Here is a 15,318-nt window from a genome sequence, read left to right as displayed (position 1 = left end):
TGATTCTAGCGAATCCGGGCTATTTCTTCTTTTTCTTGTTTTTCTTCACGTGGGCCATCATCCGGCGCTTGCGTTGCACCTGGCGCTGGGTCAGCTTGTTGCGCTTGTCCGAGTAGGGGTTTTCGGCGGTACGGAACTCGATCCGGACCGGTGTACCGACCAGGTCCAGCTCGCGCCGATACACCTTTTCCAGGTAGCGCGCATAGCTGTTGGGCACTTTCCCGGTCTGGTTGCCGTGAATCACGATCAGGGGTGGGTTCTGGCCACCGGCGTGGGCGTAACGCAGTTTGATGCGGCGGCCATTGACCATCGGCGGCTGGTGGTCAAATACCGCGCCCTCGAGAATCCGGGTCAAGGCGTTGGTGGATAGCTTGCGCGTCGCCGATTCATAGGCGGCGTCGATGGACTTGTACAGATGCCCCACCCCGGTCCCGTGCAGGGCCGAGATATAGTGGGTATCGGCATAATCGGCAAACGCCAGCCGGCGGCCCAGTTCGCTCTTGATCCAGTCACGCTGGTCGGGCTCGATGCCGTCCCACTTGTTGACCGCCAGCACCAGCCCCCGGCCTTTTTCGATACAGTGCCCCAGCAGGTGCATGTCCTGGTCGACAATGCCCTCGTGGGCATTCATGACCAGTATCACCACATGGGCATCGTCTATCGCCTTCAGGGTCTTGACGATGGAGAACTTCTCCACCGTCTCCTTTACATTCTTGCGCCGGCGCACACCGGCGGTATCGATGAGCGTGTAGTCCCTGTCGCCGCGCTGGTAATCGATGTAAATACTGTCCCGCGTGGTCCCGGGCTGGTCATACACCACAACCCTGTCCTCACCCAGCAGGCGGTTGACCAGGGTCGACTTGCCGACATTGGGCCGGCCGACCACGGCCACCCGGGTACTGTTCGGGAACTGGTCCTCGGCGGGCGCTTCCGGCTCCGGGAACTGATCCATCACCGCGGCAATCATGCTGCGCACGCCGCGCCCGTGGCTGGCGGCGATGGCGAACATGGACTCCACACCCAGGGTATAGAAATCTGCCGTGGCCACATCGGCATCCATGCCGTCAGTCTTGTTGACTACCAGATGGAAAGACTTGTTGCTCTGCCGCAGGTGCCGGGCAAGGGCCTCGTCTGCGGCGTTGAGGCCCTCACGTGCGTCCACCAGGAACAGTACCGCGTCCGCCTCCTCGATAGCCACCAGCGACTGCTCGGCCATTTCCGAATCAATGCCGTGCTCGTCACCGCTGATACCGCCGGTATCAATCACCACGTAGGGGCGGTTATCCAGCCGCGCCTCGCCATACTTGCGGTCCCGGGTCAGCCCGGGAAAGTTGGCCACCAGCGCATCGCGACTGCGGGTGAGCTGGTTGAACAGCGTCGATTTACCGACATTGGGGCGCCCGACCAGGGCGATCACGGGAATCATCAGCTTTTCGCGGTAATCTCGTAGGCGATCAGCTTGCCCTTGTTGGTGAATACGTAGAGCAGGTTGCCATCGGCGATCATGTCGGCGCGGGCGCCACCACCACCGGGTTTGGCCCGGCCCACCAGTTCGCCGTCGACCTGGGATACCAGGTGCAGGTAACCATCCAGGTCGACCACGGCAACGTAGCTACTGACCGGCGTCGGTCGGGACAGCTCGCGGTAGCCCAGAGCATCCTGGGCCCAGCGCAGGCCCTGGCCATTGCGCAGGTAGGCGCTGATGGTGCCGTCTTCATCGGTCACGTAGACGTTGCCAAAGCCCTGGGAAACCCCGGAAAAGGAGGACACGTCTTTCTGCCATATCTTGCGGCCGGCGGTGGCATCGATGGCCACTATCCGGCCCTGGTAGCTGGCGGCGTAGAGCTCGTTACCGATCAGCGCCATGCGACCGTCCACATCCACGATCCGCTCGATTTCCGAACGGCCCTGGGAAATGGCAACGCGCACTTCCCACAGGACACCGCCAGTCTGGGCGTCAAAGGCCACCACCCTGCCATTGGCGAATCCGGCGTAGGCGGTATTGCCGTTGAGAATGGGGGTACTGGTGCCGCGAATGGTCAGCACCGGCACGTCACTGTCGTAGGTCCAGAGTTTTTCGCCGGTCCCGGCATCGAGCCCCTGCAGCTTGCCGTCATAGGTCTGGGCAATTACCACCTCGCCGTTGCCCTGGGGCGGCGCCAGCACCTCGCCCTGGAGCCGGGTTGACCACAGCAGTTCGCCGCTGGCGGCAGACACTTTCAGGACGAAACCGTCGGAGCTGCCGAGGAACAGGGCATCGCCGTAGTGGCCCACGCCGCCGGAGAGCCCGGTATCGAGGTCGGTTTTCCACAGCGTCCTGCCGTTGCTGCGATCGATGGCCTTCACTTCCCCCTCGGCGGAGGCGGCATACAGGGTATTGCCGTCCATGACCGGCTGCAGCTTGTACAGGCCCTTGCCCTGGCCGTCGCCCACCCCGGTGGACCACAGCTTGCGGACCTTGACCTTCTCCTCGATGTCCACCAGCGCCACCGGGGCCGTTGGGTCCTCGTCGTCTACCTCAAACCAGCCCTTTACCGTACTACAGGCGCCCAGGGTCAACAGCAGGGGTAGAAGCAGTAACAGACGCTGCATCGATCAGTTCTCCGTATCTGCTGCGACGGCATCCGCGGCGGCACCAGCCGGGGCCTCGCTTGCGGCGGCGGCCGGCAGCTCTCGCGGCCCCTGCTGGCTCAGGCTTTGCAGCTTCTGCTGCAGCATGGCCATGTTGAGCTGGCCCTGGCCACGGGAGGCCAGCATCATCGCCGAACTGTAGGCTTCCCGCGCGTCGGCAGCGCGCTCTTCCAGCAACAGGATGTCGCCCCGTGCCACCTGGTAGGCCGCGGCGTAGGCGCCAGGGTCGGCGCTTTCCAGAATGTTCAGTGCCTGGGCGGTATCGCCTGCGGCAGCCAGCACCCGGGCCAGCCGCAGTTGCGCGAGCTGCATGGTGTCGCTGCCCTTGTCGGCCCGGCCGAGCACCCAGCGCAATTCCGCCTCGGCACCCGCGAGATCGCCCTCATTGACCGCGATGCGGGCCAGGTGGAGGGCCGCAAACTGGGCGTATGTACTGCGGCTGAACTCCTGCTTGATATCCGCCGCCAACCCGGCAGCGGCGTCATTGTCGTCGGTGGACAGCGCCTGCAGCATGGCCTGGTAGCTGGAGGATGCCCCTTCCAGCTCGCCCTGCTGGTACTTCTGCCAGCCCTGCCAGCCGAAGCCCAGGCCGAGGGCGACGATAATAGCCACCAGGGTGGAGCGGCCATTTTCCTGCCACCACTTCTTGAGTGCCTCGACCTGTTCATCTTCCGAGCGGTACTGTTCCACGTGTTTCTGTTCCTCTAAGTTCTCAATCTGCCAGCAAAGTCTGCAGCATTTGTTCCAGGTCTGTGCGCGGTACGGTCTGCTGCCCTACCCGCTCCTTGTCATCCTCACGCAGTGGCTTGAGACTAACGGTTCCCGCGGCCACCTCATCATCACCCCAGATCAGCGCCAGCCGGGCGCCACTCTTGTCGGCTTTCTTCATCTGGCTCTTGAAGCTGCCGCCGCCATTGTGCTGGACGATTCTGAGGGCAGGAAAAGCATCGCGCAAGCGTTCGCTTGCCGCCAGCGCCTCGTCCTGGGCCAGGTCGCCAAAGCTGACCACGTAGACATCGGCGTCGGCAGCGGCCGCGGGCAGTGTGTCACAGGCTTCCAGCAACAACACCAGGCGCTCGATCCCCATGGCGAAACCCACACCCGGTACCGGCTTGCCACCGAGCTGCGCAACCAGGCCATCGTAGCGCCCACCCCCGCACACGGTGCCCTGGGCACCCAGGCGATCCGTGACCCATTCGAAAACGGTCTTGTTGTAATAGTCCAGTCCACGCACCAGGCGCGGATTGACCGTATATTTCAGCCCGGCAGCATCCAGCAGGGCCCGCAGCCGATCGAAGTCAGCGCGGGACTCCTCGTCGAGGTAGTTTGCCAGCGAAGGCGCCCCGTCCAGCAAGGCCTGGGTAGCGGAATTCTTGCTGTCCAGGATGCGCAGGGGATTGCTGTCCAGGCGCCGCTGGCTGTCCTCGTCCAGGGCGTCGAAGTGATCCCGCAGGTAGCTGACCAGCGCCTCGCGGTAGTCATCCCGCGACCGCGCGCTGCCAATGGAATTGAGCTGCAGTTCGACGTGGTCGCTGACACCCAGCACGCGCCACAGGCGGGCGGTCAGCAAAATGACCTCCGCATCCATGTCCGGGCTGGCGACACCAAAGGCTTCCAGCCCCACCTGGTGGAACTGGCGCTGGCGTCCCTTCTGGGGGCGCTCGTAGCGGAACATGGGACCGGCGTACCACAGGCGCTGCGGCGTATTCAACATGCCGTGCTGGATAGCGGCGCGGACACAGCCGGCAGTGCCCTCCGGGCGCAGGGTCAGGCTGTCGTCATTGCGGTCGGCGAAGGTATACATTTCCTTCTCGACGATGTCAGTGGCCTCACCGACGCCACGCCGGAACAGCTCTGTCTGCTCGACAACCGGCAGGCGGATCTCGCTGTAACCGTAGCCCGCCATCAACTGGCGAACCGCGCCTTCAATGTGCTGCCAGTAGGGTGTCTCGTCCGGCAGGATATCGTTCATCCCGCGGATGGCTCGGATATTACTCACAGTTACTCTACTCCGGTCAGCGGGTTCAGTTCCCGCCGCGACTGGCAGGCGCACTGATGATCAGCTTTTCGGCGTTTTCCGCCCGCTGTTTTTCCAGTTGCGCGGCCTTGTCGCGAATCACCGCTTCCAGGTGATCGATAAATTCTTCGTTGCTGATTTTGTGGTCGGGTTCGCCGTCCACATAAATCAGGTTGCTGGGGCTGGCGCCGGTCAGACCCACATCGGCCTCGCGCGCCTCGCCCGGGCCATTGACGATGCAGCCAATCACCGCCACATCCATGGCGGTGCGCACATCCTCCAGCCGCTGTTCGAGGATATTCATGGTGCCGACCACGTCAAAATTCTGTCGCGAGCAGCTGGGACAGGCGATGAAGTTAATGCCGTTGCTGCGCAGTTTGAGGCTCTTGAGGATATCGAAGCCGACTTTCACTTCCTCCACCGGGTCCGCCGCCAGGGAAATACGGATAGTGTCACCGATGCCGTCCATCAGCAGCATCCCCAGACCGACCGCGGATTTCACCGTGCCGCCACGGAGGCCCCCGGCCTCGGTAATGCCCAGGTGCAGGGGCTGGTCGATTTCTCGCGCCAGCAGGCGGTAAGCCTCGACAGCCATGAACACTTCCGAGGCCTTTACGCTGACCTTGAAGTCCGGATAGTTGTGCTTGTCGAGGATGTCCACGTGACGCATGGCTGATTCCACCAGCGCCGCCGCGGTCGGCTCGCCATACTTGCGCTGCAAGTCCTTGCCCAGGGAACCCGCGTTGACGCCGATACGGATCGGGATGCCCTTGTCGCGGGCGCTGCTGATCACTTCCCGCACCTTGTCGTCACGGCCGATATTGCCGGGATTGATGCGCAGGCAGTCGACGCCGTATTCCGCCACCTTGAGGGCGATCTTGTGGTCGAAATGAATGTCGGCCACCAGCGGGATCGATACCTGCGCCCGAATCTGCTTGAAGGCTTCCGCGGCCTCCATGCTGGGCACGGACACCCGGACGATGTCAGCGCCGGCGTCGGCGATGGACTGGACCTGGGCGACAGTCGCCGCCACATCGCAGGTCTCGGTATTGGTCATGCTCTGCACACTGATCGGCGCATCGCCGCCAACGGCCACATCACCGACGTATATTTGCCGGGACTTGCGACGCTTGATCGGGGATTCAGTACTCATTGCTCACCTGCCGGTATTTCGGCACCGGCAACCACGAATTCATTGGCTTGTTGCGACAGGGGCTCGGCGGCGGGCTCGTCCTCCCGCCCAAACCACCACCAGAGCATGAAAACCAGCAGCGACAGTATCGCCAGGCCAATCACCACGCTCAGTCCGCTACTCTGCAGTTGCAGCGCACGGGTCTCCACCCGCTGCTTTTCCTGCTCCCAGTTCTGCCGCTGTTCATCAAACGCCGCCAGCAACACCTGCTCGTCGAGCTGCATCAACTGGCCGTACGCGCGCACATACCCCCGGGCGAAAGCGGGGCTGCGCAGGGACTGGTAATCATCGCGCTCCAGAATGACCACGTAGCCCGGTACCAGGTTGAGCCGTTCCTCGACTTCCCGCTCGGACATTCCCGATTCCAGCCGCGCCCGGCGCAGACGCATACCCGGGGTCACAAACGCATCGGCCTGTAAAGCAACATCACTGGTCATGTCACCTGGTCCGCTTGTAGGCGTCGTACTCGATCGAATCCGGGTACAGGTTGGCCAGGGCCAGGGCATAGCTGCCCTCGGCATTGCGATCGTCGTTTTCCCGCGCCAGGCGGATACCCAGCCACAGACCGCGCGCCGACTGCTGGCGCACCACGGTGCGGTAGGTGTCGTAATAAGTCTGGGCGGTGCGGAAATCGTCGGCATCGAAGCGCAACTGGGCCAGCTCCAGCAAGGCAATGGCATTGGTGCGGTCCATGGTCAGGGCCCGGCGAAAGGCCTCCTCGGCACCGGCGCTGTCAAACAGCTGCAGGCGGCACAGGCCCAGGTTTACAAATGCCCGGGGCCGGGCCTTGTACAGGGAGTCCCTGACCACGAATTCCAGCTGCGCCGCCGCTTCCTCATAACGCTGCTGGGAGTACAGGAAGGTCGCATAGTTATTGCGGGCCCGGGAGAAGTTCCGGTCCAGCTTGATCGCGGTCCGGTAGCTCTGTTCGGCCAGCTCGAATTCACCGGTGCTCTGGTAGACCAGGGCGAAGGCCTCGTGGACCTCGGCGTTGTCGGGGTCCAGCTCGTAGGCCAGCTTGAGGTTGCGCTTGGCGTTATCCCAGTTGCCTTCACCAATATACTTGCGAGCCAGCTCCACCCGCCGCTCCAGGGCTTTTTCCGGGTCGGCTTTTTCGGTGAAAACGCTATCGGTGGTGGTGACACAGGCAGCCAACAGCAGTGTTACCGCCAGCGCCGCCAAAATGCGTAATCCTTTGCCCATACCTGTGACTACCTCTGCCCCGGTTGTACATCGTTCTTCTGTTGCTGCGCCGCCTCGCGATAGCGCTCGCTGCGGCGCGTGCGATCCACCACCTGGCCGACCAGTTGGCCACAGGCGGCGTCGATGTCGTCGCCGCGGGTGGTACGCACGGTGACAATATATCCTGCATCCACCAGTACTTGCCAGAACCGGGACACGGCATTGCCGCTGGGGCGGCGATAGTCGGACTGATCGAAGGTGTTGAACGGTATCAGGTTGATCTTGCAGGGAAAGTCCCTGAGCAGCCGGGCCAGCTCCTCGGCGTGCTCGCGCTGGTCATTGACCCCGGCGATCAGGGTGTACTCAATGGTCACCACCCGCTTTTTGTCACTCTGGGCGTCGATGTAGTTGCGGGCACTCTGCAGCAATACCGCGATGGGGTACTTGCGGTTGATCGGCACCAGTTCGTTGCGCAAGGCGTCGTTGGGCGCGTGCAGGGACACCGCCAGGGAGGCCTCGCTGACTGCGGCCAGCCGGTCCAGGGCCGGCACCACGCCGGATGTGCTCAGGGTGACCCGGCGCTTGGAGATGCCGTAGGCATTGTCTTCCATCATCAGGTCCATGGCCGCCACCACGTTGTCGAAGTTGAGCAGGGGCTCGCCCATGCCCATCATCACCACGTTGGTGACCACCCGGCCCTTGCCGGACTGGAAGGCATCGTAGGAATCGATCGCCAGCCACACCTGGCCGATGATTTCGGCGGCGCTGAGGTCGCGCTGGAAGCCCTGCTTGCCGGTAGAACAGAAGCTGCAGTCGAGGCTGCAGCCGACCTGGGACGAGACGCACAGGGTCGCCCGGTTGCCGTCCGGAATCAGCACCGCCTCCACCAGGCCGCCACCGTCCACGCGAATGGCCCATTTGCGGGTGCCATCGCTGGAGTCGTGCTGGCTGACGATTTGCGGCGGGCGAATCTCGGCGCGGGCCTTGAGTTTTTCCCTCAGGGCCTTGCCGAGATTGGTCATGTCATCGATATCCGTCACCCCGTGGTGATGTATCCACTTCAGTACCTGCCGGGCACGGAACTTCTTCTCCCCCAGTTCCAGGAAGTACTGTTCCATGGCGGCCAACGGCAGGCCCAGCAGGTTCACCTTTTGCGGTGCCTGCTGGCCGGGGTCGACAGAAGTGGCGATGACGGAGGTCACGGTAATTGCCTAGCGCTCGCAGATCTCGCTGGCGGCGAAGAAGTAGGCTATTTCGCGGGCCGCGGACTCGGGCGAATCGGAACCGTGCACGGCGTTGGCGTCAATGCTGGAAGCGAAGTCGGCGCGGATGGTGCCGGCGGCAGCTTCCTGGGGGTTGGTGGCGCCCATCAGCTCACGGTTTTTGGCGATGGCGTCCTCGCCTTCCAGCACCTGGACCACAACCGGACCTGAGGTCATGAATTCAACCAGGTCCTTGAAGAAAGGGCGCTCGCGGTGCTCGGCGTAGAAACCGCCGGCGACCACGTCCGACAGGCGCAGCATTTTCGCGGCGACGATTTGCAGGTCATTGCTCTCGAAGCGGGAATAAATCTTGCCGATAATGTTCTTGCCGACCGCGTCCGGCTTGATGATGGACAGTGTGCGTTCTACAGCCATGGGAAATTCTCCAGTGGGATTTCAAGGATAAACACCCGCCTCGCAGACGCCCTTGCGGGCCCCGCCCGGGCAGGTGAGATTAAAGCCGCGCAATTATACGGATTTTGGGTGCGGGTTTCACCCAGATAGTGGTTCGAGGCAGATATTAATTTCTCAAAAAATCAACAACTTAGGCGATACGGCAAAATGCACACCGGCAGTGACTGGCGAAAGCACCCGCGCGATCGCCGCCGGCTCCCGTATCGGGCCCGCCCGGGAGCGCAGAAATCAGTCCAGTTCCTCGATCCAGGCCGCCTGTATCGCTTCCAGGATCTTCTCGCCGCAATGGTCGGGGTTATCATCGAAACCCGGCAGGGCCAGTACCCAGTTGCGCAGGTCAACGAAGTTGACCGTCAGCGGGTCCACCTCGGGATGGGCTTCGCTGAGCTCGATGGCGATGTCGTTTATGTCGGTCCAGTGCATGGCATAACTCCAGCTCGTGAATCGAAGACACCGGATCCCGGCTCGCCCCGGGATGACGGCGTGGCGGCCCGATGGCCCGCGGACCTAATGGCGCTCGGACACCATGTTGATAGTGTAGCGCGGAATTTCCACCACCAGGTCTTCGTCGGCGACGAGGGCCTGGCAGGACAGGCGGGAGTCCGGCTCCAGCCCCCAGGCCTTGTCCAGGTAGTCATCCTCCAGCTCATCAGGCTCCTCCATGGAATCGTAGCCCTCGCGGACGATCACATGGCAGGTAGTGCAGGCACAGGACATCTCGCAGGCGTGTTCGATCTCGATGTCATGGCGCAACAGGGCCCGACAGATGCTCTCGCCGGGCTCCGCCTCGACGACTGCGCCGTCGGGGCAGAGGGTTTCGTTGGGCAGAACCACTATGCGGGTCATTCACTTGCCTCCTGATCCAGTTCTTCCAGGCTTACGCCCGCCAGGGCCTGCCGAATGCTCTTGTCCATGCGCCGGGCGGCGAATGCCTCGCTGGCCCGGCCCAGTTCTTCGGTCAGGGTGCGAATCGCCGCCACATCCTCACCGCTCGCCAGTTCCCGCAGGGCCTGCATTTTCTGATGCAGGGCCTGGCACTCGGCCTCGCTGAGCAGTTCGCCGCCATCGGCCGCCAGCGCCGCCTCCAGGCCCTGCAACAGCTGTTCGGCATCCAGCCGCTGTTCCGCCAGCTGGCGGGCGCTCTTGTCTTCCTCGGCGTGACTGAAGGAGGACTGCAGCATATCGGTAATCTGCTCATCGCTGAGGCCGAAGGAGGGCTTTACGGTCACCGCGCTTTCGACACCGGTGGTCTCCTCCCGGGCAGTCACGTTGAGCAGCCCGTCCGCATCTACCTGGAAGGTCACCCGGATGCGGGCCGCACCGGCCACCATTGGCGGGATACCGCGCAATTCAAAGCGTGCCAGGGAGCGGGAATCCGCTACCAGTTCACGCTCACCCTGGACAATATGCACCGCCAGGGCGGTCTGGCCGTCCTTGAAGGTGGTAAATTCCTGGGCCCGGGTAACCGGAATGGTGGTATTGCGGGGAACGATTTTCTCCACCAGTCCGCCCATGGTTTCCAGGCCCAGGGACAGGGGAATCACATCCAGCAGCAACAGGTCCCCCTCGGGCCGGTTGCCCACCAGGATATCCGCCTGGATGGCAGCGCCGATGGCCACTACCCGGTCCGGGTCGATATCGACCAGCGGCGGACGCTGGAAAAAACCCTCGACTGCCTCGCGCACCAGCGGCACCCGGGTGGACCCGCCAACCAGGACCACCTCGTCGACGGCGTCGACGCCGGCATCGCGCAGGCAACGGCGGCAGGCCCGCAAGGTGCGTTTCACCTGGGGCTGGACCAGCGCCTCGAACTGTTCCCGGTCGAGCGTCAGTGACCCGGCGCCGGGGATTACCTCCACCAGCGGCAGCTCCACCGACGCCGCGCCGGACAGGGTCTCCTTGGCCTCGCGCGCCATACGGTGCAGGGCCCGGTACTGGCCGCCGTGGAGCCCGCTGCCGGTCACCTGTTCCAGCACCCAGCTGACGATCGCTGCATCGAGGTCATCGCCCCCCAGGGCGGTATCGCCGCCAGTGGCGAGCACCTCAAACACCCCGCGGTGCAGGCGCAATATCGAAATATCGAAGGTGCCACCGCCGAGATCGTAAACGGCGATGACCCCCTCTTCCTGGGAATCCAGGCCATAGGCAACGGCGGCGGCGGTGGGTTCATTCAGCAGCCGCAGCACCGGCAGTCCCGCCAGGGTCGCGGCGTCCTTGGTGGCCTGGCGCTGGGCATCATCGAAATAGGCGGGCACGGTGATTACCGCGCCTTCGACGTCTGCGCCGAGGGTTTGCCGGGCCCGCCCGGCCAGCGCCCCGAGGATCTCGGCAGAGGCCTGTACCGGACTGACGTTACCCTGGCTGGTAACAAAGCTGACCATCCCTTCGTCACCGTCGGCCAGCCGATAGTGCGCCCGTTCGGCATCCTTACCGGCATCCACCCTGCCCCGACCCATAAAGCGCTTGACCGACACCAGGGTATCGGCGGGATGCTGACTGGCCAGCTCCAGGGCGGCGGCACCTACCACGGGTCCCTCGGCGCCGGAGTAGTTCACCACCGAAGGCAGCATAAACTGGGCGGCCTCGTCGACCAGCACCTCGGCGCGACCGCCGCGCACGGTGGCCACCAGCGAATTCGTCGTTCCCAAATCTATCCCCACCGCCAGCTTGCTCTGGTGCGGCAGTGGTGACTGGCCCGGTTCGGCTATTTGCAGTAACACGTCAGCTATCCATTAACTCTGATTCGATCTGTTCCGCTTCCTGCAACAGCTTCTCCAGGTACTGCATTTTAACGCAGGCGCTGGCAGCCGCGGTCAGATCTGATTGATTGTATGCGGCTTCGAACTCCGCCTGATGGCTGTTGATATCGCCGCTGATTTCCCTCACCAGGTGGTCGAGCACCGTGTCCGGGTCCACCAGGTCGTGCAGCGACTCCAGCTTTTCACGCAACTCCATCTGCTCGATCAGGAAACCACCATCGACCTGCTGCGCGGATATTTCTTCTGCGCTCAGGCCCTCCAGCTGCAGCAGGTACAGGGCGCGCTTGAGCGGCGAGCGCAGGGCGGCATATGCCTCGTTGACGAAGGCGGAGTACTGCACCGCCATGCGCTTTTCATGCTGCGCCGCACTGGCGTAACGGTCCGGGTGCAGCTGCCGCTGCAGCTGCCGGTAACGCTCACCCAGCATCCGGGCGTCGATGGCGAACTGCACTGGCAGATCAAACAGCTGGAAGTAGTTCTGGGAGAAATCAGGTGATGACATGCCGCCAGCGCCGCTCAGGTATCGGACCGCGGATTATACGGTAAAGCTTTCGCCGCAACCGCACTCTGCGGAGACGTTGGGGTTACGGAACTGCAAACCCTCGTTGAGCCCCTCGCGAACAAAATCGAGCTCGGTGCCGTCCAGGTAAACCAGGCTTTTGGGATCGATGAACACTTTGACACCGTGATTTTCGAACACCGCATCTTCCGGCGCCGCCTCGTCGACAAATTCGAGGACATAGGCCATGCCGGAGCAGCCGGAGGTGGTGACGCCCAGGCGTATGCCCAGGCCCTTGCCCCGCCCCTTCAGCTGGGAGGCCACATGCCTGGCTGCCGCCTCGGTGATGGTAATGCTACCCATCAAGCGTCTCCCCGCTTCTCGCGCAGGTCCTTGACGGCGGCCTTGATGGCGTCCTCGGCCAGCACGCTGCAGTGAATCTTCACCGGCGGCAAGGCCAGTTCCTCGGCGATTTGCGTGTTCTTGATCTGCTCGGCCTCGTCCAGCCGCTTACCCTTGACCCACTCGGTGAGCAGGGAACTGGAGGCGATGGCGCTGCCGCAGCCGTAGGTCTTGAACTTGGCGTCTTCAATAACACCCTCGTCGTTGACCTTGATCTGCAGCCGCATCACGTCACCGCAGGCCGGCGCGCCGACCATGCCGGTGCCGACGCTGGCGTCGCCAGCGTCCATCTTGCCGACATTGCGGGGGTTTTCGTAGTGATCCAGTACTTTGTCGCTGTATGCCATGATTTCTCTCCTTTACCGCTAGTGGGCGGCCCACTCGATGGTGTTCAGATCGACACCGTCCTGATACATATCCCAGAGGGGCGAAAGCTCCCTCAACTTGCCTACCGCATTGCGCAACTGTTCGACCGCCACATCGACGTCTTCCTCGGTAGTGAAGCGGCCGAAGCTGAAGCGCAGCGAGCTGTGCGCCAGCTCGTCATTCAGGCCCAGCGCGCGCAACACGTAGGACGGTTCCAGGCTGGCGGAGGTACAGGCAGAACCGCTGGAAATCGCCAGGTCCTTGAGCGACATGATGAGCGACTCGCCCTCCACAAACGCAATGCTGACGTTGATCGCACCGGGCAGGCGCTGGTCCATATCACCGTTGACATGAACCTCTTCAATATCCTTGATGCCGTCCCAGAAGCGCTGGCGCAGCGCTGTCAGGCGCACCGCCTCCTCGTCCATGCCTTCCCTGGCAATCTGTGCGGCCTCGCCCATGCCGACAATCTGGTGCGTGGCCAGGGTGCCGGAGCGCATGCCGCGCTCGTGGCCACCGCCGTGCATTTGCGCCTCCAGGCGAACCCGCGGCTTGCGGCGCACGAACAGGACGCCTATGCCCTTGGGGCCATACATCTTGTGGCCAGACATGGACAGCAGATCAACCTTCATTGCTTCCATATCCAGCTCGATCTTGCCGGCGCTCTGGGCGGCGTCGACGTGAAACAGCACCTTGGCGTTACGGGTCACTTCGCCGATGCCGGCGATATCGTTGACTGTGCCGATTTCGTTGTTGGCGTGCATGATGCTGACCAGCACCGTGTCATCGCGCAGGGCGGCAGCCACCGCCTCGGGGGTAATCAGGCCCTGCTCGTTGGGGTCCAGGTAGGTGACCTCGAAGCCCTCGCGCTCCAGCTGGCGGCAGGTGTCGAGCACCGCCTTGTGCTCGATCTTGGAGGTGACAATGTGCTTGCCTTTCTTCTGGTAGAAGTGGGCCACGCCCTTGATGGCGAGGTTGTCGGACTCGGTTGCGCCGGAGGTCCAGACGATCTCCCGGGGGTCCGCATTGATCAGGTCGGCCACCTGGCGGCGGGCATTCTCCACCGCTTCTTCCGCTTTCCAGCCATACAGGTGGGAGCGTGAGGCCGGGTTGCCAAAGTTGCCCTCCATGGACAGGCAGTGGACCATCTTCTCCACCACCCGCGGGTCAACCGGCGTCGTGGCCAGGTAGTCAAAATAAATCGGTTTCTGCATTCTCAAAAGCTCCGTTGTTGCACTCAGGCCTGGCTCAGCACCAGGGTTTCGCCCTGCTCTGCCCGCGCATCCTGACGCGCCGATATATGCTGTACTTCGCGGCGCTCCACCAGGTTGGCCAGGCTGATCTGGCTGAGGAAGCCGTGAATCTGCTCGCTCAGGTCGCACCACAGGTGATGGGTGAGGCAGACCTCGCCCTGCTGGCAATTGCTGGTGCCGCCGCAGCCGGTGGCATCCACCGCCTCGTTGACCGCATCGACGATCTGGGCGACGAAGATCTCCGCCATATCCCGGCTCAGGCGGTAGCCGCCGCCGGGGCCGCGGACACTGGTCACCAGGTCGTTGCGGCGCAATTTCGCGAACAGTTGCTCCAGGTAGGACAGGGAGATATCCTGCCTGCCCGAGATATCAGCGAGGCTTACCGGCCCGTCACTGCCGTGCAGTGCCAGGTCCAGCATTGCGGTAACCGCGTACCGCCCTTTGGTGGTGAGCCGCATAGTTCCAACCCTTTCATTCTCGACCTGGGAAGTATGCAATAACCGAGTAATTTGGTCAACTATAAAACCAAGTAATTTAGTCGGTCTTTAGCCAGAACCCGGACTGGAATCGGACGCCTTTGCCCTGCTTACCCATTTCTGGGTTTCAGTGAGAATACCCCTGAGAATATTGAGCTCCATCTCGTCCAGGCGCACCCGGCTGTACAGGCGCCGGAGCCGCGCCATCAGCTGGCGGGGCGCCGCCGGATCGAGAAATTCCACGTCGACCAGCGTTTCTTCCAGATGGGTGTAAAAACGCTCCATGTTGTCCCGGGTCGCAAAGGGCGTATCCCACTCGGCATCCTCGCTGGCGGGCAGCGAGGGCGCGTCCAGCAACATGCGCAGCTCGTAGCAGACCACCTGCACCGCCATGGCCAGGTTCAGGGAGCTGTAATCGGCGGAGGTGGGGATATTGAGGTGCAGGTTGCAGACTTTCAGCTCGTCGTTGGTCAGGCCCCGGTCCTCGCGACCGAATAGCACCGCCACCTGCTCCTGGTCAGAGGCCACCGCCATCCGCCCGGCACACTGCCTGGGGTCCAGCAGCGGCCATGGAATGCGCCGCCCACGGGCACTGGTGCCGACCACAAACTGGCAATCGGCGATGGCCTCGTCGAGGGTCGAGGTGACCGCGGCCTGCTCCAGCACATCCACCGCCGAGGCGGCGCGCCAGTCGGCCTGCTCATCGGGGAACTGCCGCGGTGCGACCAGGACCAGGCGGGAAAGCCCCATGTTTTTCATGGCGCGGGCGACACCGCCGATATTGCCGGGATGGCTGGTATTGACCAGGACGATGCGGATATTGTCGAGATTCATGAACGCTTGCGAGCCGGAAACGGGGCGCGAA

18 protein-coding genes are annotated in these 15,318 nt (G+C 63.1%); all 18 read right to left on the bottom strand.

Going from position 1 to position 15,318, the window contains the following annotated elements:
• Positions 1-19 precede the first annotated feature (19 nt).
• Positions 20-1,426 carry a ribosome biogenesis GTPase Der gene (der, locus tag DWB85_RS01540; protein WP_117952420.1) on the bottom strand — a complete coding sequence of 469 codons (1,407 nt, stop codon included), beginning with the start codon at positions 1,424-1,426 and terminating at the stop codon, positions 20-22.
• A complete protein-coding gene (gene bamB, locus DWB85_RS01535; protein WP_117952419.1) occupies positions 1,426-2,592 on the bottom strand; it encodes an outer membrane protein assembly factor BamB in 1,167 nt (388 codons plus the stop codon). The genes der and bamB overlap by 1 nt, the downstream gene beginning before the upstream one ends.
• Positions 2,593-2,595: 3 nt before the next feature.
• Complete coding sequence (locus DWB85_RS01530; RefSeq protein ID WP_117952418.1) at positions 2,596-3,321, bottom strand: YfgM family protein; 726 nt, start codon at positions 3,319-3,321, stop codon at positions 2,596-2,598.
• Positions 3,322-3,343: 22 nt separating this feature from the next.
• Positions 3,344-4,630: a histidine--tRNA ligase gene (hisS, locus tag DWB85_RS01525; RefSeq protein WP_117952417.1), complete on the bottom strand. Its 1,287-nt coding sequence runs from the start codon at positions 4,628-4,630 to the stop codon at positions 3,344-3,346.
• A gap of 25 nt (positions 4,631-4,655) precedes the next feature.
• Positions 4,656-5,801, bottom strand: coding sequence for a flavodoxin-dependent (E)-4-hydroxy-3-methylbut-2-enyl-diphosphate synthase (gene ispG / locus DWB85_RS01520; protein WP_117952416.1), 1,146 nt, complete (start codon positions 5,799-5,801; stop codon positions 4,656-4,658).
• Positions 5,798-6,277, bottom strand: coding sequence for a helix-turn-helix domain-containing protein (locus DWB85_RS01515; protein ID WP_162845962.1), 480 nt, complete (start codon positions 6,275-6,277; stop codon positions 5,798-5,800). Before DWB85_RS01515 ends, ispG begins: the two co-directional genes overlap by 4 nt.
• A 1-nt stretch (position 6,278) precedes the next feature.
• Positions 6,279-7,043, bottom strand: coding sequence for a type IV pilus biogenesis/stability protein PilW (pilW, locus tag DWB85_RS01510; RefSeq protein ID WP_117952414.1), 765 nt, complete (start codon positions 7,041-7,043; stop codon positions 6,279-6,281).
• A gap of 8 nt (positions 7,044-7,051) precedes the next feature.
• Positions 7,052-8,224 (bottom strand): dual-specificity RNA methyltransferase RlmN, encoded by a 1,173-nt coding sequence (rlmN, locus tag DWB85_RS01505; protein ID WP_117952413.1) that lies wholly within the window; start codon positions 8,222-8,224, stop codon positions 7,052-7,054.
• A 9-nt stretch (positions 8,225-8,233) separates the two neighbouring features.
• Entirely contained in the window at positions 8,234-8,659 is a 426-nt protein-coding gene (ndk, locus tag DWB85_RS01500; RefSeq protein ID WP_117952412.1) for a nucleoside-diphosphate kinase, read from the bottom strand.
• Positions 8,660-8,926: 267 nt separating this feature from the next.
• Positions 8,927-9,121, bottom strand: a complete 195-nt coding sequence (iscX, locus tag DWB85_RS01495; protein WP_117952411.1) for a Fe-S cluster assembly protein IscX — start codon at positions 9,119-9,121, stop codon at positions 8,927-8,929.
• A gap of 84 nt (positions 9,122-9,205) precedes the next feature.
• Positions 9,206-9,544, bottom strand: coding sequence for an ISC system 2Fe-2S type ferredoxin (gene fdx / locus DWB85_RS01490; protein ID WP_117952410.1), 339 nt, complete (start codon positions 9,542-9,544; stop codon positions 9,206-9,208).
• Entirely contained in the window at positions 9,541-11,418 is a 1,878-nt protein-coding gene (gene hscA, locus DWB85_RS01485) for a Fe-S protein assembly chaperone HscA (protein ID WP_117952409.1), read from the bottom strand. The genes fdx and hscA overlap by 4 nt, the downstream gene beginning before the upstream one ends.
• A gap of 1 nt (position 11,419) precedes the next feature.
• Positions 11,420-11,959, bottom strand: a complete 540-nt coding sequence (hscB, locus tag DWB85_RS01480) for a Fe-S protein assembly co-chaperone HscB (RefSeq protein ID WP_117952408.1) — start codon at positions 11,957-11,959, stop codon at positions 11,420-11,422.
• A 33-nt stretch (positions 11,960-11,992) separates the two neighbouring features.
• A complete protein-coding gene (gene iscA, locus DWB85_RS01475) occupies positions 11,993-12,319 on the bottom strand; it encodes an iron-sulfur cluster assembly protein IscA (protein ID WP_117952407.1) in 327 nt (108 codons plus the stop codon).
• The gene (gene iscU, locus DWB85_RS01470) at positions 12,319-12,705 is read right to left on the bottom strand and encodes a Fe-S cluster assembly scaffold IscU (protein WP_117952406.1); all 387 of its coding nucleotides are present in this window, start codon (positions 12,703-12,705) and stop codon (positions 12,319-12,321) included. The genes iscA and iscU overlap by 1 nt, the downstream gene beginning before the upstream one ends.
• Positions 12,706-12,723: 18 nt before the next feature.
• Positions 12,724-13,938 (bottom strand): IscS subfamily cysteine desulfurase, encoded by a 1,215-nt coding sequence (locus DWB85_RS01465; RefSeq protein ID WP_117952405.1) that lies wholly within the window; start codon positions 13,936-13,938, stop codon positions 12,724-12,726.
• A gap of 23 nt (positions 13,939-13,961) precedes the next feature.
• Complete coding sequence (gene iscR, locus DWB85_RS01460; RefSeq protein WP_117952404.1) at positions 13,962-14,435, bottom strand: Fe-S cluster assembly transcriptional regulator IscR; 474 nt, start codon at positions 14,433-14,435, stop codon at positions 13,962-13,964.
• An 87-nt stretch (positions 14,436-14,522) separates the two neighbouring features.
• A complete protein-coding gene (trmJ, locus tag DWB85_RS01455) occupies positions 14,523-15,287 on the bottom strand; it encodes a tRNA (cytosine(32)/uridine(32)-2'-O)-methyltransferase TrmJ (RefSeq protein ID WP_117952403.1) in 765 nt (254 codons plus the stop codon).
• Positions 15,288-15,318: the final 31 nt, after the last annotated feature.

Source organism: Seongchinamella sediminis (assembly GCF_003457605.1).
In the GTDB taxonomy this organism is placed as follows: domain Bacteria; phylum Pseudomonadota; class Gammaproteobacteria; order Pseudomonadales; family Halieaceae; genus Halioglobus; species Halioglobus sediminis.
The sequence above is the reverse complement of the archived record's forward strand: the minus strand, read 5'-3'. Positions and strand labels throughout refer to the sequence as shown.

Coding starts and splice junctions, on each gene's coding strand:
- iscX (WP_117952411.1), bottom strand. CDS start 9,121: ATGCACTGGACCGACATAAACGACATCGCCATCGAGCTCAGCGAAGCC.
- der (WP_117952420.1), bottom strand. CDS start 1,426: ATGATTCCCGTGATCGCCCTGGTCGGGCGCCCCAATGTCGGTAAATCG.
- ndk (WP_117952412.1), bottom strand. CDS start 8,659: ATGGCTGTAGAACGCACACTGTCCATCATCAAGCCGGACGCGGTCGGC.
- iscR (WP_117952404.1), bottom strand. CDS start 14,435: ATGCGGCTCACCACCAAAGGGCGGTACGCGGTTACCGCAATGCTGGAC.
- trmJ (WP_117952403.1), bottom strand. CDS start 15,287: ATGAATCTCGACAATATCCGCATCGTCCTGGTCAATACCAGCCATCCC.
- ispG (WP_117952416.1), bottom strand. CDS start 5,801: ATGAGTACTGAATCCCCGATCAAGCGTCGCAAGTCCCGGCAAATATAC.
- hscB (WP_117952408.1), bottom strand. CDS start 11,959: ATGTCATCACCTGATTTCTCCCAGAACTACTTCCAGCTGTTTGATCTG.
- bamB (WP_117952419.1), bottom strand. CDS start 2,592: ATGCAGCGTCTGTTACTGCTTCTACCCCTGCTGTTGACCCTGGGCGCC.
- iscU (WP_117952406.1), bottom strand. CDS start 12,705: ATGGCATACAGCGACAAAGTACTGGATCACTACGAAAACCCCCGCAAT.
- iscA (WP_117952407.1), bottom strand. CDS start 12,319: ATGGGTAGCATTACCATCACCGAGGCGGCAGCCAGGCATGTGGCCTCC.
- pilW (WP_117952414.1), bottom strand. CDS start 7,043: ATGGGCAAAGGATTACGCATTTTGGCGGCGCTGGCGGTAACACTGCTG.
- DWB85_RS01515 (WP_162845962.1), bottom strand. CDS start 6,277: ATGACCAGTGATGTTGCTTTACAGGCCGATGCGTTTGTGACCCCGGGT.
- fdx (WP_117952410.1), bottom strand. CDS start 9,544: ATGACCCGCATAGTGGTTCTGCCCAACGAAACCCTCTGCCCCGACGGC.
- DWB85_RS01465 (WP_117952405.1), bottom strand. CDS start 13,938: ATGCAGAAACCGATTTATTTTGACTACCTGGCCACGACGCCGGTTGAC.